Origin of the sequence: Balneicella halophila (assembly GCF_003096835.1) — a bacterium.
GTDB lineage: Bacteria > Bacteroidota > Bacteroidia > Bacteroidales > Balneicellaceae > Balneicella > Balneicella halophila.
The window spans coordinates 404,393-425,041 of the sequence record NZ_QENZ01000004.1 but is presented as its reverse complement, the minus strand read 5'-3'; the positions used below and the strand labels follow the sequence as shown (position 1 = coordinate 425,041).

The 20,649-nt window shown below is 35.6% G+C and carries 17 protein-coding genes and 1 pseudogene; 11 read left to right on the top strand and 7 right to left on the bottom strand.

Going from position 1 to position 20,649, the window contains the following annotated elements:
• The first annotated feature begins 378 nt into the window (after positions 1 to 378).
• From serC to C7377_RS06825, 5 genes are all read left to right on the top strand, one after another.
• On the top strand, positions 379 to 1,449 hold the full coding sequence (gene serC / locus C7377_RS06845) for a 3-phosphoserine/phosphohydroxythreonine transaminase (protein WP_116496587.1): 1,071 nt from the start codon (positions 379 to 381) through the stop codon (positions 1,447 to 1,449).
• Between the two features lie 153 nt (positions 1,450 to 1,602).
• Entirely contained in the window at positions 1,603 to 2,526 is a 924-nt protein-coding gene (locus C7377_RS06840; RefSeq protein ID WP_116496586.1) for an NAD(P)-dependent oxidoreductase, read from the top strand.
• A 26-nt stretch (positions 2,527 to 2,552) separates the two neighbouring features.
• Positions 2,553 to 3,800 (top strand): DUF1015 domain-containing protein, encoded by a 1,248-nt coding sequence (locus tag C7377_RS06835; RefSeq protein ID WP_116496585.1) that lies wholly within the window; start codon positions 2,553 to 2,555, stop codon positions 3,798 to 3,800.
• A 165-nt stretch (positions 3,801 to 3,965) separates the two neighbouring features.
• Positions 3,966 to 5,537, top strand: coding sequence for a beta-N-acetylhexosaminidase (locus C7377_RS06830; RefSeq protein ID WP_116496584.1), 1,572 nt, complete (start codon positions 3,966 to 3,968; stop codon positions 5,535 to 5,537).
• Positions 5,538 to 5,622: 85 nt separating this feature from the next.
• Positions 5,623 to 6,141, top strand: a complete 519-nt coding sequence (locus C7377_RS06825) for a glutathione peroxidase (protein ID WP_243408306.1) — start codon at positions 5,623 to 5,625, stop codon at positions 6,139 to 6,141.
• A 3-nt stretch (positions 6,142 to 6,144) separates the two neighbouring features.
• Here C7377_RS06825 and C7377_RS09380 read toward each other — a convergent pair whose 3' ends face one another.
• Positions 6,145 to 6,315, bottom strand: a complete 171-nt coding sequence (locus C7377_RS09380) for a hypothetical protein (protein WP_165806863.1) — start codon at positions 6,313 to 6,315, stop codon at positions 6,145 to 6,147.
• A 94-nt stretch (positions 6,316 to 6,409) separates the two neighbouring features.
• Between C7377_RS09380 and C7377_RS06820 the strand changes: the two genes are divergently transcribed.
• Positions 6,410 to 8,113: a L,D-transpeptidase family protein gene (locus C7377_RS06820; protein ID WP_116496583.1), complete on the top strand. Its 1,704-nt coding sequence runs from the start codon at positions 6,410 to 6,412 to the stop codon at positions 8,111 to 8,113.
• A 7-nt stretch (positions 8,114 to 8,120) separates the two neighbouring features.
• Here C7377_RS06820 and C7377_RS06815 read toward each other — a convergent pair whose 3' ends face one another.
• On the bottom strand, positions 8,121 to 8,885 hold the full coding sequence (locus tag C7377_RS06815; protein ID WP_116496582.1) for a murein L,D-transpeptidase catalytic domain family protein: 765 nt from the start codon (positions 8,883 to 8,885) through the stop codon (positions 8,121 to 8,123).
• 157 nt (positions 8,886 to 9,042) lie between these two features.
• Here C7377_RS06815 and C7377_RS06810 point away from each other — a divergent pair, with 157 nt between their 5' ends.
• Together C7377_RS06810 and upp are read left to right on the top strand one after the other, a co-directional pair.
• The gene (locus tag C7377_RS06810; RefSeq protein WP_133241468.1) at positions 9,043 to 9,993 is read left to right on the top strand and encodes a DUF6427 family protein; all 951 of its coding nucleotides are present in this window, start codon (positions 9,043 to 9,045) and stop codon (positions 9,991 to 9,993) included.
• A 60-nt stretch (positions 9,994 to 10,053) separates the two neighbouring features.
• Positions 10,054 to 10,710: a uracil phosphoribosyltransferase gene (upp, locus tag C7377_RS06805; RefSeq protein ID WP_116496580.1), complete on the top strand. Its 657-nt coding sequence runs from the start codon at positions 10,054 to 10,056 to the stop codon at positions 10,708 to 10,710.
• A 72-nt stretch (positions 10,711 to 10,782) separates the two neighbouring features.
• Here upp and C7377_RS06800 read toward each other — a convergent pair whose 3' ends face one another.
• The 4 genes from C7377_RS06800 to C7377_RS06785 form a co-directional block, all read right to left on the bottom strand.
• Entirely contained in the window at positions 10,783 to 12,216 is a 1,434-nt protein-coding gene (locus C7377_RS06800) for an MFS transporter (protein ID WP_116496579.1), read from the bottom strand.
• 35 nt (positions 12,217 to 12,251) lie between these two features.
• Complete coding sequence (gene fabG / locus C7377_RS06795) at positions 12,252 to 12,995, bottom strand: 3-oxoacyl-[acyl-carrier-protein] reductase (RefSeq protein ID WP_116496578.1); 744 nt, start codon at positions 12,993 to 12,995, stop codon at positions 12,252 to 12,254.
• Between the two features lie 21 nt (positions 12,996 to 13,016).
• Positions 13,017 to 14,213, bottom strand: a complete 1,197-nt coding sequence (locus tag C7377_RS06790; RefSeq protein WP_116496577.1) for a DEAD/DEAH box helicase — start codon at positions 14,211 to 14,213, stop codon at positions 13,017 to 13,019.
• 62 nt (positions 14,214 to 14,275) lie between these two features.
• Entirely contained in the window at positions 14,276 to 14,743 is a 468-nt protein-coding gene (locus C7377_RS06785) for a low molecular weight protein-tyrosine-phosphatase (RefSeq protein WP_116496576.1), read from the bottom strand.
• Positions 14,744 to 14,931: 188 nt separating this feature from the next.
• Here C7377_RS06785 and C7377_RS06780 point away from each other — a divergent pair, with 188 nt between their 5' ends.
• Positions 14,932 to 15,450 (top strand): DUF4136 domain-containing protein, encoded by a 519-nt coding sequence (locus C7377_RS06780; RefSeq protein ID WP_116496575.1) that lies wholly within the window; start codon positions 14,932 to 14,934, stop codon positions 15,448 to 15,450.
• A gap of 111 nt (positions 15,451 to 15,561) precedes the next feature.
• Positions 15,562 to 17,916, top strand: a pseudogene (locus tag C7377_RS06775) (bifunctional dihydroorotate dehydrogenase B NAD binding subunit/NADPH-dependent glutamate synthase).
• Between the two features lie 78 nt (positions 17,917 to 17,994).
• Here the strand turns inward: C7377_RS06775 and C7377_RS06770 are convergent.
• Positions 17,995 to 19,269, bottom strand: a complete 1,275-nt coding sequence (locus C7377_RS06770; protein ID WP_116496574.1) for a mechanosensitive ion channel family protein — start codon at positions 19,267 to 19,269, stop codon at positions 17,995 to 17,997.
• Between the two features lie 306 nt (positions 19,270 to 19,575).
• Here C7377_RS06770 and C7377_RS06765 point away from each other — a divergent pair, with 306 nt between their 5' ends.
• The gene (locus C7377_RS06765; RefSeq protein ID WP_165806867.1) at positions 19,576 to 20,643 is read left to right on the top strand and encodes a bifunctional 3-deoxy-7-phosphoheptulonate synthase/chorismate mutase type II; all 1,068 of its coding nucleotides are present in this window, start codon (positions 19,576 to 19,578) and stop codon (positions 20,641 to 20,643) included.
• Positions 20,644 to 20,649 lie beyond the last annotated feature (6 nt).

Here is a 20,649-nt window from a genome sequence, read left to right as displayed (position 1 = left end):
TTAGCTAAATAATCTCTATCATCATTATTACTAGTCGCAAAGATACGGTTATTGTTATGCAATGTTCAAAAAATTCATCAAAACCTATAAAAATATTCGAAATTATAGCAATAGGGCGTATTTTAGATAGACAAGCGATAGCAACGTTTTTTACGAAAACCTTTGCGTAAATTAGTGTTTATATTATTCTTAAAAAATAGTGAATATTAATAGTGAAAAAGAGTGAGAAACATCTCTGTAACCTACTTATTTTCAACAAAATAACTATAAAACATTAAAGTTGTTGTAAAACACCGTAATTATTGTATGGATATGTCATCTTTTCTTTGCAACTTTGTTCTGAAATTTTATCATTATTAAATAATATTTTTTGTAATTATGAAAACACATAACTATTCGGCGGGACCATCTATCTTGCCACAGGACACAGTAAAAAACACTGCAGCTGCGTTAATTAATTTTGCTGATACTGGTTTATCTTTGATGGAAGTATCACACCGTAGTAAGGAGTTCGTTGCTGTGATGAATGAAGCTAGAGAAATGTTCAAGATATTATTGGATATTCCTGATGGTTACCAAGTGTTATTTTTAGGTGGAGGTGCGAGTACACAATTCTTCCACATCCCATATAATTTAATGGAGAAAAAATCAGCATACTTAAATACCGGAGCTTGGGCAAACAAAGCCATGAAAGAAGCAAAATTGTTCGGAGAAGTGGTTGAAGTTGCTTCATCAAAAGATAAAATGTACAACTACATCCCTAAGAACTTCGAAGTACCTCAAGATGTTGATTATTTCCACATAACTACAAACAATACTATTTACGGTACAGAAATTAAAGAAGATAAAGACTATGGTGTACCATTGGTAGCTGATATGTCTTCTGATATTTTCTCTCGTCCTGTTGACGTTTCTAAATATGATTTAATTTATGGTGGCGCTCAAAAGAACCTAGCTCCTGCTGGTGTAACTTTCGTGATTGTAAAAGAAGATGCTTTAGGCAAAGTTTCTCGTGAGTTGCCTACTATGGTTGATTACCGTACACACATCGCTAAGGACTCAATGTTCAATACACCGCCAGTAGTACCAGTTTATGCTGCTTTGATGACTTTAAAGTGGATTAAAGCTATGGGTGGTGTTGGTGAAATGCAAAAGATAAACGAAGAAAAAGCAGCAATCTTGTATGATGAGATTGAACGCAATAAATTATTCCGTCCTACAGTTGAGTTAAAAGAAGATCGTTCATTAATGAATATCTGTTTCATAATGAATGATGAATACAAAGAGCTTGAAAAAGACTTCTTCGATTTTGCAACTTTACACGGTATGTCAGGCCTTAAAGGACACCGTTCGGTTGGTGGTTTCCGTGCATCTACTTACAATGCTTTACCAAAAGCAAGTGTAATAGCTTTAGTTGACTGCATGAAAGAATTTGAAGCAAAGCATTAATACGTCATTAAAATATGAGTAATCAATTTTGCTAAATATAGAAATCTCACAATTTATAATCAAAGATTATCGGTTGTGAGATTTTCATTAGTTGGAACTCTCCATCAGTAGCAAATGAATTAACACACTTATAAACTTATAAATAAAAATATCATGGCAAAAATATTAGTAGCAACAGAAAAACCTTTTGCTCCAGCAGCAATCGAAGGTATCAAAAAATTGACAGAAGAAGCAGGATATGAATTTGCTCTTTTAGAAAAATACACAGATAAATCTGAACTTTTAGACGCAGTAAAAGATGCCACAGCATTAATTGTACGCTCTGATAAAATCACTCTAGAGGTAGTAAATGCAGCTCCTGAGTTAAAGATTGTAGTTCGTGCAGGTGCTGGTTTTGATAATGTTGACCTTGAAACCACAAAAGAAAGAGGTATCGTAGTGATGAATACCCCAGGACAAAATGCGAATGCAGTAGCAGAATTGGTTTTAGGAATGATGGTTTACGGTGCACGCAACCAATTTAATGGAAAACCGGGAACTGAGCTTAAAGGCAAACGTTTAGGTATTCAAGCTTATGGCAACGTAGGTAAAAACGTAGCACGTATTGCAAAAGGTTTTGGTATGGAAGTTTGTGCATTTGACCCATTTGTAGATGCAAAAGATATCGAAGCTGATGGTGTAAAAGCTGTTGAAAAAGTCGAAGATTTATATAGCAACTGTGAGTATGTTTCTTTACATATACCTGCTCTACCAGCAACTATAAACTCTATTAACTACACGCTTACCAGCCTAATGCCTAAAGGAGGAACATTAATAAACACTGCGCGTAAAGAAGTAATACATGAAGAGGATTTAGAGAAGATTTTACGTAACCGTCCTGACTTCTCTTATATTTCAGACATCGCACCAGATAATGCAGAAGAATTGAAAAAGGAATTTGAAGGACGCGTATTTTTCACTCCTAAGAAAATGGGTGCTCAAACAGGTGAAGCAAATGTAAATGCAGGTTTGGCAGCAGCTAAACAAATCATCGGTTATTTGAAAGATGGAGACGAAACATTTAGAGTAAATAAATAAAATATTGATAAATTAATTATAACACGATGGCAATAGTAAAACCTTTCAAGGGCCTACGCCCACCAAAAGAGATCGCAGAGACTTTGGCATGTCTGCCTTATGACGTAATGAATAGTGAAGAAGCAGCTGAAATGGCTAAAGGTAAAGAGGAATCTCTACTACACGTAACACGTGCTGAGATTGATCTTCCTAAAGGAACAGACATTCACTCTGAAGAGGTCTATGAAAAAGCTGTTGAAAATTTCAAAGAATTTCAAAATAAAGGATTTCTAAAACAAGATGAGGAAGCTCGTTTTTACATCTATGCACAAACAATGAATGGCGTAACACAATATGGTATTGTGGGATGTGCTGCTTGTCAAGATTACGAAGACGGAATCATCAAAAAGCATGAGCTTACTCGCCCTGACAAAGAAGAAGACCGCATGGTTTTAACTCGCTATGTAAATGCGAATATAGAGCCTGTTTTCTTCTCATACAAAGCTGTTCCTGAAATTGATGAAATCGTTCAAAGCATCGTAGATACTGAAGAGCCTGAATATGATTTTACTGCAGAGGACGGATTCGGACATCATTTTTGGCCTGTTCATGACAAAACTATGAACAAACGTCTAGAGGAATTGTTTGCTACTAAAGTTCCTTACACTTACGTTGCTGATGGTCATCACCGTACAGCAGCCGCGGCACGTATTGGAAAAGAATATGCAGCAAAAAATCCAAACCATACAGGAGACGAGGATTACAACTATTTTATGGCTGTACATTTCCCAGATAATCAACTGCAAATCATTGATTACAACCGTGTAGTAAAAGATTTGAATGGATTGACCAAAGAAGAATTCCTAGAGAGAGTTGAAGAACACTTTGAAGTAAAAAATGAAGGAAAAGAAGTTTACAAACCAAGCAAACTTCATGAATTCAGTATGTATATAGATGGCGAATGGTACAGTATGCAAGCGAAAGAAGGTACTTACGATGATAATGACCCAATAAAAGCGCTTGACGTAACTGTACTTTCTAACTACGTATTGGACGAAATTCTAGGAATTAAAGATTTACGTACAAGTACTCGTATCGACTTTGTAGGTGGTATTCGTGGTCTTGAGGAGTTAAAACGTCGTGTTGATAGCGGTGAGATGGAAGTAGCATTTGCTTTGCACCCAGTATCAATGCAACAATTGATTGATATCGCGGACACTGGCAACATAATGCCTCCAAAAACTACTTGGTTTGAACCAAAACTTCGCTCTGGACTGGTAATTCACAAACTCTAAGAACTAAGATTTCATACTATACTAAAGAGCTTGCTTCGGCAGGCTCTTTTGCTTTTCATAAATCCTCAACATTCATCTACAATGGTGTCGCTTGATACTATCGACACATCGTGCTTTTAGAATATTATGTATCTTTGATAATTCATATAACTAATTACTGAATAAATGAGATCCTACATAAGACTAATAGCTTTCCTTACGTTGTTCACATTACTATCATTTATTTCATGTGCTAAAAAACGTAATCTGAACTTGCCACCTACTCCTTTAACAGCGGCGGGGTTAATTCCACACCCTGTAGAAATAAAATCAACCAATGCCAGTTTCCCACTAGATAAATTTACTGCTATATACACAGCGGGCACAAAAGAGATGGAAGATATTGGTAATTTTCTTGCAGAAAAAATCACTTTTAAAACCGGACTAAGACTAAAAGTAAATCCTGAAAGTGCTAAAAACTTTGAATCAAGGATTCTTATTCAGTTAGATAATGATTTTACTATCGAGAATGAGGAAGCCTATAAATTAAAGATTCTGCAAGATTCTATCATACTCACTTCAAAAACACCTTCTGGTGCTTTTCGTGGCATTCAAACACTTCGCCAGTTAATCCCTCAACAAAGTAATGACACCATTGCAGATTATAGCATTTGGGTACTTCCTACGGGAGAAATAACAGATTATCCGCAGTTTGAATATCGTTCTGCTATGTTAGACGTAGTTCGTCATTTCTTTAGTGTTGAGGATGTAAAAAAGTACATTGATGTATTGAGTTATTATAAATTCAACACCTTACACCTGCACCTCACTGATGATCAAGGCTGGAGAATAGAAATAAAATCATGGCCAAAATTAACTGAAATAGGAGGCAAAACTCAAGTTGGTGGCGGTACAGGAGGTTTTTATACACAAGAACAGTATCGTGACATTGTAAACCATGCATTGGAAAGACATATAACCATTGTTCCCGAAATAGACATGCCGGGTCATACTAATGCAGCATCTCTTTCCTATCCTTTCTTAAATGGAAACGGGAAAGAATTAAAGCCCTACACAGGCACTAAAGTAGGGTTTAGCACTTTTGATTGTGGAAAAGATACAGTTTATGCATTTATTGATGACGTTATTGGAGAAATGGCTAGCCTAACTCCAGGACCGTATATTCATATCGGTGGTGATGAAAGCTTAGTAACAAAGAAAAAAGACTATAATTATTTCATTAGCAGGGTAGAAAAGATAGTACAGAAACACGGAAAAATAATGATTGGCTGGGATGAAATAGCCAATGCAACTATTGGGGAAAATACTATTGTTCATTTTTGGAGAAATAAAAACAATGCACAAACAGCTGCAGAAAAAGGAATGAAAGTGATATTATCACCTGCACAAAAAGCCTATTTAGACATGAAATATGATGAAAACTCAAAGTACGGTCTCACTTGGGCAGGCTATGTGCCAGTAAACACTGCCTATAGATGGTCTCCAGAGAACTACGCTGAGATTCCTATAGATAACATATTAGGCATTGAAGCTCCGCTATGGCCAGAAACAATTACGAATATAGGAGAATTAGAATATTTGGCATTCCCCAGAGTTATAGGTATCGCTGAATTGGCTTGGACAAAACAGGAAAATAGAAATTGGAAAGATTATAGAGTAAGACTGGCCAACCAAACAGCCTATTTGAAATCTATGAATATTAACTATTATCCGACAAAACTTATTGATTGGAAATAAAATAAAAACACTAAATCTAAAAAATATGAAAAAGATTATTATTTACACTATTTTGGGTTTGCTCGCACTAGCATGTGGTAAAAAAATGAATAATACTGAAGCCATTAAAGATGGTGATGGAGTGTCTATTTACCATACGGATTTCAATATAAAAACGCTATCTGGCGAAAGTTTTGATTTGAAAAGCCTGAAGGGAAAAAAGGTAATGATTGTAAATACAGCATCAAAGTGTGGATTGACTCCACAATATGAAAAGCTTGAAGCACTTTATCAAAAATATAATGCTAAAGGTCTGGTCATTATTGGATTTCCTGCCAATAACTTCATGTCACAAGAGCCAGGAACAAATGAGGAAATCGCTACATTTTGTAAACAAAACTATGGTGTTACTTTCCCCATGATGAGTAAAATTTCTGTAAAAGGAGATGATATGCATCCACTCTATCAATTTTTAACCCAGAAAGAAAAAAATGGAGTTTCAGATAGCGAAGTAGCTTGGAATTTTCAAAAATATCTTATTGACGAAAACGGATTTATTCAATTTGTTATTCCTCCAACAACTGAACCTGATGACGAAGAGATAATTAATTGGATAGAAGGCTAAGGACTAGTCAGCATTTTTCATAGATTCGAAAATCAAATAAATAAGATAGATACATCCTAAACCTATCATTACACTGCCAATATTCCCCACAAGAGGTGGTCCGCCATGAAGCATTCCAAATCCAAAAAAAATAAAAGTTGCTGCTATGATAGCAAAAACGGTTTTTCTTTTCATCTCCTTAATTTTAGGTTAAAGATACATTTTTTCCAGCTTTCATTCAAAGTGGAATCCTTTTTGTTATACAATCCCCAGATAAAAATTTAATGGTATGAATATAGTAAAATATACAGTCTATTTTCTTCTTTTATTACTTATGTTTTCATGTAGTAAGAATAAAAATGAAGTAGTATTAACCTCTGAAGAGAAGAGAGAATTAGAAGAGGATTTGAAGACGCGAGAAGAATTTAAAAGTCCTGAGGCTATCGAATTTAGCGACACGACTAAACAATCTTTTAAAGCTTTAGCAAACTACAACACACATCTGAAAGAAGAAGTTGAAGAAAAAACCTACAATTTTTATAAGTTGAATGGTTTTAAAACCCGTTGGTTATATACTGATGAACATACAGATTTGTTTGATAGCTACTTAGATGTCTTAGCGAATATCGAAAATTATGGAATGAATCCTGAGACTTATCATTATGAGAAGCTAAAAAAAGAAGCCGAAGAACTTTACAGTCGAGACCATGATAATGACGAGGTAATTGCTTTAGACAAGAAAATTACCGCCTCTTTTCTACTCTTATCTCAGCACATCATCGTAGGGAGAATTGACAAGTTTGCTTCAGGAGATAAAATTTGGAGAAATACGATCAGCGATAAAAATGGGACAGACCTCTTGCTTAAAGTGGCTGATGACGAAGACCTCCTGCGTACCATGAGTATCCTACATCCAGACCACGTTTATTATGGCAGATTGCATAATCTGCTTCGCCAGCTTAATAGTGATGCTTTACCAGATACTATAAAGCAGTTTGTATTCGATAAACCCAAAGATGTAAAACCTGGATATAAAGATGAAAAGGTGGCTTACTTACGTGAAAATCTAGCTCTTAAAGGCTTTGAAACAAGAAATGGGGATGTAGCTGTGGATAGTGTTGATGATAAGCTTGTAGAAACGATTGGGCAGTTCCAACAATCAATGAACCTAGAAGTAGATAGTATCCCAGGACGAAGAACTCTGTATTATTTGAATATGACAAAGGAGCAAAAGAAAAACTTAGCTATTCTAAGCATGGAACGTATTCGATGGTTTAATAAAGAGATTAGTAAAGATCACATCATTGTAAACATTCCGCAATTCAAATTGTTTGTTTTCAGAGACAACTCATTGGTGAAAGAAATGAATGTAATTGTAGGTTCTGAATATAATTCTACACCAGTCTTCTCTGAACTTTTAGAATACATAGAGTTTAGACCAACGTGGACTGTTCCTCAAAGTATAATTCGTGGTGAGATGATTCCTAAATTACGCCGAGACCCCAATTATTATACACGAAGAGATTTTAAGATTTACGAAAACGGCAAAGTAATCAATCCTAACAATGTAAATTGGAATAATACAAAAGGACGCGTATTTTATTTTGTACAACAACCATCAGCCTCTAATGCTTTAGGTCTGGTTAAGTTCATGATGCCTAACAATCTTAGCATCTACCTTCATGATACACCTACAGACTATTTGTTTGAAAGAAAAGATAGAGCTCTTAGTCATGGTTGTGTACGTGTAGAATATCCTGCAGAGTTAGCAGCTACATTGCTCGAAGGACAAGGAGATTGGAATTTGGAAAAGGTACAGAATGCGATGAACTCTGGGAAATCGCAAAACAGGGTGAACTTAGAGCGTAAATACGAAGTGGAATTAGTGTACCTTACAGCTTGGGTCGATGAAAATAACATTTTTAGAGTAGCTAACGACGTATATGGATACGATGAGAGCCAGTTGCAGGAATTACAAATGTTTATCAGATAGGATAAGATTAAAGGGTAGCTATTAAATTTTTGCTATCCTTTTCTTTTAATAGTTGTGAATTTTGCAAATATTCAGTATCGTTGTAATATGCGAATATTAAAGATCCACCCTTAATTTTGCGAATAATCTCTTTGTGCTCTCCCATTGGTAATGCTGGACAACCAAAGCTACGTCCTAATCGTCCATAGCTTTTTATAAAATTATCGCTCACATAATCTGCTCCATGGATGACCACCGCTCTTTTATAAGCATTCGCATTATAGCCTCGCTCATTGCCGTGTAGTCGCAGACTTTTTCCATGTTTACCGATATAAGTATTGCCTGTAGTATAAAATCCTATACTGCTTTGGTGTGATTCCGGAATGTCGGAAAATTTAGTGCAAACATTGCTACCGCTTTTCTTGCCATGGCTCACTAAAGTATTGAAAACAATTTTTTTCTCCGATAAATCAATAGTATAAAAGCGTTTTTTGCAACTATCTTTGGTGAAATCAATAATAGTAATAACTTCATCATTATCCAAAGCTTTATTCTCTACCATAGCTATATAGCCCAACATAGCATAATGAAAAGCTTCATAACTCAAATCATAAGATGCTGCATCTATATCCTTGTACAGCTCCTTAAAAATAGATTCGGTCGTAGTTGTATTTGCTGAACCTGACTTAGCTATTATTTCTGATTCTAGGGATTGAATACTTGATGATTTGGCTTCTAATAATAAAAGGATGGTGAGGAAACTGATAAGAATATAGTATCGAATGTTCTTCATACTTAAAACATATTTTCTGAATAATGCCAACAAAGGTAAAGTTATTTTTAGCAAATCACCAAACTATAGAGATTCAATAGCATTTTTTAACATTTATACCGTAATTATGACAACATTATTGATTTTTTTCATTACTTTGAATAAAAATACAGATTGCGTGAAACGGATACGATTTGCTACATTTACTTGGCTGATTTTACTACCAATCTTTGCCGTTATTAAACTGGTTTGGGAATTGTATACACCTAATGCTGAGGGTTTAATTATAAAGCCCACTCCTATTTCTTGGTTAGACAATGAATTTCCTGCTAATGTTTACATTGGGATTATATTTATTCTTACAGCAACTTACTTCTCATTTGCTTTTATCAATGCGTATATCAAAGTGCAAACAACCTATGCCATTGCGTTGTTTTTTGGCATACTCAGTTTACTTGCATACACGCCTGAACTGACCTCTTCGCTCTTTGCCCTACTCCTGTTCATGAATGGAATCCTGCGGTTATTGACTTCAGAGGAAAATAAAAAAGGTATATTTCTAGTATTTAATACTGGTTTTTTTATTGGTCTAGCACTCATAATAGAACCCTACTTAATTGTTCTGGCAATTGTTTTATCACTGTCCTTATTTCTTTTCAGATTCTCCTTACGTGAATTTCTGCAGTATTGGGCTGGAGTATTTATTCCTATTCTTTTTGTTTTCCCGTTACTCTATTTTCTAGATTTATTGCCTAATTGGGAACGATATTTTATAGAAATCCCCCAACATTGCACTCAAATACCTGTGCTTACTCTAGCTGATTATTTATTAATTGGATTATTGTTTGCTCTCATTGTGCTGCAAGCGATAAGGCTGTATTCTAGTTTACAAAAACCTGTGGAACATATATTGATTTTCTTTTTAGTTATCTATTTCATTTTATCTCTACTTTTAGGTCTTACTCTTTATCCTATCACCGGCGGATACATTATATTTATAGTCCCCCCACTCACTATTCTTTACAGTCTTTCAAAACATGAAAACCATCTATTCCCAAGCATTATTGTTTTTTTGGTTATAGGCTATTTACTCTTTGACCTAGCAAAAACATACCCTTCTTTCTTTTAAAAATATAGCTACTTTGGTTTTCACTTTTTACAGAAAATAGTATCTTTGGGCAAAAATCTTATGGAAGTAATTAACTTAGGACTCAAGAATTCTATTTTCAACTATTTTATTTCGGAACTTCGTTGTTCAAAAACCCAATCGGATCCCATGCGATTTCGAAAAAACTTAGAACGTATTGGAGAAATCTTCGCATATGAAATCAGTAAAAGCTTAACTTATCAACCTGAAGATATAACAACCCCCTTGGACCACATAGAGGTCCCTTTGCATAAGGACAACATAGTTGTGGGTTCTATTCTTAGAGCAGGTATTCCATTGCACACCGGTCTGCTAAATTATTTTGATAGAGCAGAAAATGCGTTCATTTCATCTTACAGAAAATATTTGGATAATGGGGATTTTAAGATAAATTTTGAATACCTGTCATCTCCTTCGATTGAAGATAAAGTTTTGATTTTGGCAGACCCTATGTTGGCAACAGGTTATTCTATGGAGGTTTCTTACAACGCTATGCTAAAACAAGGCACTCCTAAGCATACGCATATCGTTTCGGTGATTGCCAGCCGACAAGGTGTAGAATATATAATTGAAAAATTCAATGCTAAAAATACAACTCTATGGGTTGGAGCAGTCGATGAAAAACTCACTGGAAAATCATACATTTCACCAGGATTAGGTGATGCAGGTGACTTAGCTTTTGGTGAAAAACTAGGGTAAAAAATTCATTTCTAAAAAAGTAACGGTTGCCATAAAAAATGACAACCGTTTTTTTTTACTGTAGTTGTTGAATTATTTTTTCTCTCTCATCATAAATCTATCATACAAGTAAAGAGCAATAACAGACACTAGTCCTATTCCTAAAATAACATACCACATATCATAAGGATGATAGGCATCCCAAAGATAGTTGGTTAATTCACGAGAACTCATACCCATTTGAGTAGCAGCAGTTTCAAAATAATCATTCTGTGATAAACTATCAGATATATCTAAACCTCTTTTGGCTACTTCCTGTTGCACAAACTCAGTTTTATCTGAAAGATTTTGATAAACACCTCCAGAAATTAAGCCTGCTAGAGCATTTCCAACAAATACTGGGATAAAAGAGTAACCCATATAAAGCGCTTTCTTATCAAGCGGAGCTATACGACCAATATATTCTGTAATTTTTGGTGAGCCTGCCATTTCTCCTAAAGAGAATATTAAAATTGCCCCAATGGTGTACATGACATTCTGGGTAGCTAAAGTTAAAGCCATACCAATAGAACAAACTAGAAACCCAACAGTCATCGTTTTTAATGGCTTGATACGCATAACTATACTAGATACGACTATTTGAAAAATAATGATGAACATCGCATCAAAATTTGTGATAAACTCTGCCTCCATCTGTCCGTCAGCTTTACCATAGTTTTCACTAAAGAAAGGGATATTTACACTAAAGAAATCATATACTGCAGAGGTATCAACCCACTGTGCAATAAATACCGGAAGTGTAAAGAACAACTGATTATACATTGTCCAGAAACCTGCTACAATAGCTAAAAATACTACGAACTTAAAATCTGCCAAAACTTTCCCAATATTTACAAAAACAGTCTTCAATGATTCGCCAAGACTCTCTTTTGTAACCACACGGTCGGGTTCCTTATAAAAAAGTAATAAGATAAAATTCAAAGCAATAATACCTGCTGAAATATAGAATACTAAATCATACGAAGAGTTTTTAAACAGCAAAGTTACCATTGGACCTATAAATGCTCCAATATTCACCATCATATAGAAAATACCGAAGCCTATTGACGATGTTTCATCAGTAGTGGTTTTGGCAACAGTAGCAGAAATAACGGGTTTAAAGAGTGCTGCACCTATAGCTAAATAGATAAAGATGCCAAAGACTCCCCAAAAAGAACTAACCATGGGTAAGAAGATAAATGCAGTGGTATAAATAACGAATGCGACAAAAAGCACTTTTTTATAGCCATATTTATCTGCAATAGAACCGGTTAATACAGGAAGAAAATAAAGGAAGGCTGTTCCAAAACCCATGATATAGCCTTTCTCGGTTTGTGTTAACCCTAAGGCTCCTGTATCCACTGAGCCTGTCAAATAGTTTGCGAACAACATAAAGAAGCCATACCAGGCCCAACGCTCAAAAAGCTCAATGATATTGGCAACCCAAAATGTCTTAGGAAATTTTTTAAATACTTTTGCTACTCCCATAATTTTATAGTTTAAGATAGTTCGTTTATTTTCTTTTAGATCATACCTCCGCAAACACTGATAGTCTGCCCAGTGATATATGCAGACATGTCTGAAGCTAAGAATATGACAGTATTCGCGACGTCTTTCACGTCTCCAAATCGTTTCAATGGCACCATATCAATCCATTGGCTTTTCACAGAATCAGGAAGTTTCTCAGTCATCTCGGTTTGAATAAATCCTGGGGCAATAACATTGGCACGAATGCCTCTTGCACCAAACTCTTTTGCAATAGATTTTGTAAAGCCTATGATACCTGCCTTGGAAGCAGCATAGTTGGCTTGTCCCGCGTTTCCATTGATTCCTACCACAGAGCTCATGTTGATAATGCTTCCGGCACGTTGTTTTAACATCGTTTTTTGAACAGCTTTAGTATAATTAAATACTGACTTCAAATTTGTAGCAATAACATCATCCCACTGCTCTTCAGACATACGCAACATTAATGTATCTTTAGTGATACCTGCATTATTAACTAAAATATCTATCTGTCCAAAATCTTTAAGCACTTCACTTACAGTATTCTCTGTAGCTTTTAAATCAGCCGCATTCGAAGCATAAGCTTTGACTTTACACCCAATAGAAAGCAATTCTTTTTCCGTTTCAAGTGTCTTCTCGCTTAGTGAGGTTGCTGTAAAGGCAATAGCAGCTCCCTGCTGAGCCATTGCTATGGCGATCCCCTTCCCAATTCCTCTAGATCCACCTGTGATTAAAGCAACTTTTCCATCCAATAAATTCATAGTATCTAATTATTTAAATTTTTACTTCTTCTTTTTCCACCTTTTCTTTTCGGGTTTGGCATTAGGATTCCATTCGGGTCCGTCACCTATTTCTCCAGGTGGTTGTAATTTGATTATCTCTTTGTCAATAAGTTTTTCAATCTTTTGGAAACGATACATATCATCAGGGTTGATGAATGTCAATGCCACCCCTGTGGTCTTTGCTCTTGCTGTGCGCCCAACTCGATGAACATAATCTTCAGCATCAGCAGGTACATTAAAATTCACGATTAGCTGTATGTCTTTAATATCTATTCCACGACTAATGACATCAGTTGCCACGAGAATACGAATATTTTTGGCTTTAAATTTTAATAAGACCTCTTCCCTCTCTCGTTGCTCTAAATTCGATGAAATACCTTGTACGCTCATTTTCATTTGCCGAAGTTCTCGAACGACTTCGCTCACCTGTTGTTTGGTAGCACAAAAAATAATCACGCTTTCATATTCATCTTGTTTGTCTTTCAACAATTCACGAACCAACGCTACTTTTTGATTATTATGTACCAAATACGCTGCTTGTAAGACTCCCTCAGCAACCTTTGATACTGCTATTTTAATTCTTTTAGGATTTTTCAGTATTTTTTTGGATAATTGCTCAATTTTGGGAGGCATAGTCGCACTGAAAAGCATAGATTGTCTCTCATCAGGTAATTGTTTAATAATACCAATAATATCGTCAAAGAATCCAATATCCAACATCCTATCCGCTTCATCCAAGATGAGATGCTTAACATTAGAAAACTCAACATATCCCATATTGAGGTGGGCAATAAGTCTGCCCGGTGTGGCAACTACGATATCAGCACCAACTGTAAGTGACTTTTTCTCCTGTTCCCAGTTATTGCCACTGTCACCTCCATAAATAGCTATAGAGCTAATCCCTGCAAAGTAGGCAAATGCTTGTATTTCTTGCTCTATCTGTATGGCTAATTCACGTGTGGGGCAAAGCACCAATGTATTGACTCCCCCTTTTGACTTTTCTTGAGTTAATTTATGCAATACAGGCAAAATAAACGCAGCGGTTTTCCCTGTTCCTGTTTGAGCAGAAGCAATTATATCATGACCATCGATAATAAGAGGAATCGCTTCTTCTTGTACGGGTGTAGCCGTTTCAAATCCCATGCAACTGAGGGCATCCTGCAAGACATCGTTAAATGGTAAATCTGTAAATTTCACGTATTCGTTTTTGATTTTAGAGGCAAACTTTTTCCAAATTTAGTTTCAAATGTACACAATAATTACGAGATTTTCGTTTTAACCTCCGCTGAGAGTCCCTTACAGGCATCTTCAAGCAAATCAATCACTAATTGAAATCCTTTATCACCCCCATAGTAAGGATCAGGGACTTCGGTGTGTGAATATTCTTGTGAATAATTAGTCATTTTTTCAATTTTATGAAGAAATTCTGGAGGACATATTTTCTGTAAGTTCTGAACATTGCTATCATCCATTGCAATTATTTTATCATAATATTTGAAATCGTCTATAGCTACGGTCCTTCCCAGACTTGTTATTAAATATCCTCTTTTTTCAGCATGACCACGCATACGTGGATCTGCTTTTTCTCCAATATGCCAATCTCCAGTCCCCGCAGACTCTATCTCAACGTTCTCCTCCAGACCTTCTTCAGCAATCATCTTTTTAAATATCGTTTCAGCCATGGGTGAGCGACATATATTCCCTAAACAAACAAAAAGTATCTTCATAGTCTCATTATCTATATTATTTCCCTTATTGCAAAAATATCATTTTTATGTTGATATACTAAAATCCATCTCTTTCGTTTTGAAGATAGCTCTTAGATTTTCACAAAGCCTTGTTATAGTTTTTAAATGCAATATTTGGTATTATAATTGTAGTTTAATTTTAAAACCAATCAATAAAACATTTTATCATGAAAAAATTGCATATTCTTTACGGTCTATTGCTTATAGCAATATTAAGTTCTTGTTCATCATTACGTACAGCCTATGATTACGATAAAGATGTTGATTTTACAAAATATCAGACATTTGCCTTCTACAAGGAAGGTATGGATCAATTAAAACTCAACGATATCGATAAGAAACGATTTGTAGAGGCTATCACGGCTGACCTGCAAAGTAAAGGTTTTGAAAGCAATGTCGCTGATCCTGATTTGCTGGTCAATGTCGTTGTTACGGGTAAAGACAAAGTGAGCGTTACTGATGATTATCCTTTTAGTTACGGATGGTGGTATCCATCACCAACACTTACAATGCGCCAATATACTGAAAGTACAATCTACATAGACCTTATAGATAAAGATTCAAATCAATTAGTATGGCAAGGAAAAGGAACTGATGAATTTAATGCCTCAGAGAAAGATAGAGATACGCGAGTGAAAGAAACGGTTACTAGAATATTAGAACAATATCCTTACGGAAGAAAATAATATTTATTTAAACCTATTCTAAATTGAAAAGGCATCTGTACAACAGGTGCTTTTTTATTTGTAATAAAAGGTAAATTTCTACATTTGACCCAATATTAACTCTGTATATTCATGAACAAAATTGTAAAAAAAGAGAAATTAGCCGAACGAATTTATCGTCTTGAGGTAGAGGCACCTCTGATAGCGGCATCGAGAAAAGCAGGAAATTTTATTATTGCTCGTACTGGAAAGCTAGGTGAACGCATACCATTAACGGTTGTTGATTCTGATTTAGACAAAGGAACTATTACTTTAGTAGTTCAGGAAATGGGCGTGTCATCAAAGAAGATATGTGCTTTGAATGAGGGTGAATATATTACTGACCTGGTAGGTCCACTTGGCAGACCTACAGACATCAAAAAAGTTGGTACAATATTGGCTTGTGCTGGAGGACTCGGAGCTGCTCCAATGCTCCCAATAATCAAAGCTTTCAAGGAAGCTGGAAACCGAGTAATAACAATCCTTGCTGCAAGAAGTAAAGATTTGCTTATTCTCAAAGAAGAGTTAGCAGCAAATTCTGATGAATTCATCATTATGACTGATGACGGAACAGAAGGTAAGAAAGGTTTAATAACTGTTGGAATGGAAGAGGTTATTGCACGCGAAAAAATAGATGAGTGCATCGCTGTTGGACCAGGAGTTATGATGAAATTCTGTGCTTTGACAACTAAAAAACATAACATCCCAACTATGGTAAGCTTAAATGCTATTATGGTAGACGGTACAGGTATGTGTGGTGCTTGCAGGGTTACTGTAGGTGATGAGACTAAGTTTACTTGCGTAGACGGTCCTGAATTTGATGCACATAAGATTGACTTTGACGAATTTCTTCTACGCTTGGGAGGGTACAAAGATCAAGAAAATGTACTCCTTGAAAATTTTGAGAAAAGTTGTAAACTTAAATAAAAGCCTTATTACCCTACTAATTATATTGTAAGAAAAATGAAACAATCTTTAGATTACTATAAAGAACTACGTAATGAAGAGTGGCGAGTTGCCTTGAGAAAGAATATAAAAGCTAAAGAACGTATTGCAAAAGAGCGTGTAGAAATGCCTGAAGTACCACCAATGGTACGAAGCAAAAGTCAAACTACAGAAGTAAACAAAGGATTGACTAAAGAAATGGCAGTGGAAGAAGCTAAACGCTGTATGGATTGTGCAAATCCGACTTGTATAGATGGATGCCCGGTTGGAATTAACATTCCAAAGTTTATTAAACACATTGAAAATGAAGAACCTTTAAAGGCAATTGCTACACTTAAAGAGTCAAGTGCTTTACCAGCTGCATGTGGGCGTGTTTGTCCTCAAGAAAAGCAGTGTGAAGCTAATTGTTTTTATACTCTAAAATTGAATAAGCCAGCTGTAGCCATAGGACATCTAGAGCGTTATGCTGCTGATTATGAAAACAATTCTGATGAAAAAGTTGTACAAGAAGTTGCGCCAAGCAATGGAATTAAAGTAGGTGTTGTCGGTTCTGGACCTTCGGGTTTGGCATTTGCCGGTGATATGGTCAAGTTTGGCTATGACGTTACTGTATTTGAAGCTTTACACGAAATCGGTGGAGTTTTAAAATATGGTATTCCAGAATTCCGACTTCCAAATAGCTTGGTTGATGTTGAAATTGAAAGTTTGAAACGTATGGGTGTGAAATTCGAAACAAACTTCATAGTTGGACAGACTCAAACTATCGAGCAGTTACGCGAACAAGGGTTTAAATCATTCTATGTAGCTAGTGGTGCCGGTTTACCTAGATTCATGAATATACCAGGAGAAAACGTGAATGGTGTTTTATCAGCAAATGAATACTTAACCCGTGTAAATCTAATGTTTGCCGGTAGTGCAGAAGCTGACACACCAGTCATCAAAGGTAAAAATGTGGCTGTCATAGGTGGAGGTAACACAGCTATGGATGCCGTACGTACAGCAATCCGTATGGGGGCAGAGAATGCGATGATTATATATAGACGTTCATTAGAACAATTACCAGCACGTGCTGAGGAAGTACATCACGCTAAGCAGGAAGGCGTTTTCTTCAACACGCTTAAAAATCCTATTGAATTTTTACATGAGAGCGGAAAACTTAATGCGGTAAAAGTTCAACATATGGAGTTAGGAGAGCCAGATGCTTCTGGTAGACGACGTCCTATACCTATAGAAGGTAAAACTGAAATCATACCAATTGATGTAGCTATTATGGCTATTGGGGTATCACCCAACCCTATTATTCCAAATTCTGTAAAAGGATTAGATATTAGTAAATGGGGAACTATTGAAGTATCTGAAGAGACTCGACAAAGTTCAGTTGAAGATATCTATGCAGGAGGAGATATTGTAAGAGGAGGTGCTACAGTGATTCTTGCTATGGGTGACGGTAGAGACGCCGCTGCTTCTATGCATAAAAAGTTACAAGCTGAAATGAACAATTAAACTCATATCAATATAGAAACAAAAAAGAGGATTAACTGGGTTAATCCTCTTTTTTGTTGGAAAACCTTCTGTTGATAATTATATCTTATTTTGTAAAGATTCTTGTGTTCTTACTAATTTTAAAATACTATTACTTGTAGGTGTTTGGAAGATACGAAGATCAAACTCTGGAACCATCGCAAAAATATGGTCAAAAATATCTGACTGTACCCCCTCATATTTTTCCCATGCTTTCTCCTTGCTGAAAAAGTAGATTTCAATCGGCACACCCTTTTCAGTTGATTGCAGTTGGCGAACAATAAAAGTCATGTTTAAATTTGGGTAGTTCGTCTGTTTTAAATAATTTTCAATATATTTCCTGAACGTCCCTATATTCGTCAGCCTTTTTTGATTTACATATTCTGTCACCCCTTCATTTATCTTATTTATTTCCTCTTCTTTTTCACTAATGTAATCTACTAGCAATTCAAACCTTTTATAATATTCAATCTCTTCTTTTGAAAGAAAACGAATGGAATCCATATCTATATTCACAGAGCGTTTTATACGTCGTCCGCCAGACTGTTCCATTCCTTTCCAGTTTGTAAAAGACTCTGACATCAATGAGTAGGTTGGAACTGTCGTAATGGTTTGGTCCCAGTTTTGAACCTTCACAGTATTCAGAGTGATGTCTATAACAGTACCATCAGCATTATCTTGCGGAATAGAAACCCAGTCTCCGACTTTCACCATTTTATTGGCAGATAACTGAATTCCCGCGACAAATCCCATAATTGTATCCTTGTAAACAATTAAAAGAATCGTTGCCATTGCCCCTAATCCTTTTAGAATTTCCATGAAATTTTTGCTTGCGAATATGGAAATCACCCAAATGGCACCTAACGACAAAAGCAACACTTTCAGAAGCTGTAGATAGATTTTAATGCCTGCAACCTTTTGTCGTTTAATTTTTGCATAAATATCTCCTACTGCATCTATGAGAGAATTGATGAAAATTAAAGTTACTATGACAAAATAAACTTTAATCAAATTCATTATTACCCCTTGAAATCCTTGAGAACTAACCAACGGGTTTAAATAAACCATTGCAATACCTGGAAGATAGTGGGCAAACTTTGCAAACACCTTGTTTTCTAAGAAGATATCATCCCATTTGTTTTTGGTTTTGCCAACGACTTTTGGCAGAAGGCGTCTCATTAGCAATGTCGCCATCTTATCTATAAACCAAGCAAAAATTAAGATACAAACTACTGCAATAGTTGATTGTAAGAAAACTGCCCATCCTTGTCCTAGCCCAAACTCCTTAATTAACTCAATGGTGTAGTCTTTTATTTGTATCAAATACTCTTCCATCTGATGTTTTTTTAGCTTAATAATGTGTTGCAAAGATAACAAAAGCCATTCCAAAACATAACAATATCAAACAGCTTATCTGGCTTTTTATTGAGAGTGAAAATAAAGCATAAATAGAAGCAATATGGAATTTAAAAATAAAAGTTTTATTTTTACAAATGCGACAATTCAATTTACACCTACTATCTCGTTCTGTATTGGGCGAGATTTTTGTATACTATTGAATTCTATAAAAAAATAAGATGCTATCTGAAATTACAATATACTACCATAAAATTAAAAGCAATAAACGCTAATTAACCTATGATTGAATTAGATTTGATGCCATTCACATTGTCAGGACTGGATACCGAACGCCCCATAGTGATAGCAGGACCTTGTAGCGCAGAAAGTGAAGAACAAGTACTTAAAACTGCAAAAAAACTGCAAAAGCAAGATGTCCAGATATTCCGTGCAGGTATATGGAAACCCCGTACCCGTCCAAATTCATTTGAAGGTGTTGGGAAAAAAGGATTAGCTTGGTTGCAAACTGTAAAAAAAGAATTAGGCATGTATACTAGCACTGAAGTTGCTAATAGCCAACATGTTGAAGATGCACTAAAGCATGATATTGATATTCTTTGGATAGGAGCACGTACTACAGTTAACCCATTTGCCGTACAAGAAATTGCTGACGCACTGAAGGGAGTTGATATACCTATAATGATAAAAAATCCAATAAATCCGGATATTAATCTTTGGATTGGAGCCATAGAACGTATTAACCAAACAGGAATCAAGCGTATAGTTGCTATTCACCGCGGATTCAATGTTTACAACAAATCGCTATATCGAAATAATCCCAAATGGCATATCCCCATAGAGCTTCGTCTGCAAATACGTGACATTCCCTTATTTTGTGACCCCAGTCATATCGGAGGCAAGCGTGAACTCATTAGCCCCATATCTCAACAAGCGTTGGATCTGAATTTTGATGGCTTAATGATAGAATCGCATATTGATCCTGACAATGCGCTAAGTGATGCGTCACAGCAGATAACACCGGAAACTCTAGGCTCTATCCTGTCAGACTTAATTTTAAGAGATGAAAAAGTAACTACAGAAGATCTAGCAGACTTACGCAAACAAATAGATGAATTAGATGATACAATCTTAGAAATTTTATCTGAGCGCATGCAAATAGCCTCGCAAATTGGTCAGTATAAAAAAGAACATAATGTTACCATTTTTCAAGCTGACCGCTTTGATGAAATATTAACCAAAAGAATACGTCAAGCAATTGACCTTGGTTTGACTGAAAAGTTTGTAAAAACCATCTTTACGAACGTACACGAGGAATCTATCCGTCATCAAAATAAAACCATGAATAAATAACACATA

Bases quoted from the DNA above. Each gene is read 5' to 3' on its own strand.
- serC (WP_116496587.1), top strand. From the start codon at position 379: ATGAAAACACATAACTATTCGGCGGGACCATCTATCTTGCCACAGGAC.
- fabG (WP_116496578.1), bottom strand. From the start codon at position 12,995: ATGAATTTATTGGATGGAAAAGTTGCTTTAATCACAGGTGGATCTAGA.
- C7377_RS06820 (WP_116496583.1), top strand. From the start codon at position 6,410: ATGAATATAGTAAAATATACAGTCTATTTTCTTCTTTTATTACTTATG.
- C7377_RS09380 (WP_165806863.1), bottom strand. From the start codon at position 6,315: ATGAAAAGAAAAACCGTTTTTGCTATCATAGCAGCAACTTTTATTTTT.
- C7377_RS06835 (WP_116496585.1), top strand. From the start codon at position 2,553: ATGGCAATAGTAAAACCTTTCAAGGGCCTACGCCCACCAAAAGAGATC.
- C7377_RS06840 (WP_116496586.1), top strand. From the start codon at position 1,603: ATGGCAAAAATATTAGTAGCAACAGAAAAACCTTTTGCTCCAGCAGCA.
- C7377_RS06785 (WP_116496576.1), bottom strand. From the start codon at position 14,743: ATGAAGATACTTTTTGTTTGTTTAGGGAATATATGTCGCTCACCCATG.
- C7377_RS06815 (WP_116496582.1), bottom strand. From the start codon at position 8,885: ATGAAGAACATTCGATACTATATTCTTATCAGTTTCCTCACCATCCTT.
- C7377_RS06770 (WP_116496574.1), bottom strand. From the start codon at position 19,269: ATGGAAGAGTATTTGATACAAATAAAAGACTACACCATTGAGTTAATT.
- C7377_RS06780 (WP_116496575.1), top strand. From the start codon at position 14,932: ATGAAAAAATTGCATATTCTTTACGGTCTATTGCTTATAGCAATATTA.
- C7377_RS06830 (WP_116496584.1), top strand. From the start codon at position 3,966: ATGAGATCCTACATAAGACTAATAGCTTTCCTTACGTTGTTCACATTA.
- C7377_RS06800 (WP_116496579.1), bottom strand. From the start codon at position 12,216: ATGGGAGTAGCAAAAGTATTTAAAAAATTTCCTAAGACATTTTGGGTT.
- C7377_RS06825 (WP_243408306.1), top strand. From the start codon at position 5,623: ATGAATAATACTGAAGCCATTAAAGATGGTGATGGAGTGTCTATTTAC.
- upp (WP_116496580.1), top strand. From the start codon at position 10,054: ATGGAAGTAATTAACTTAGGACTCAAGAATTCTATTTTCAACTATTTT.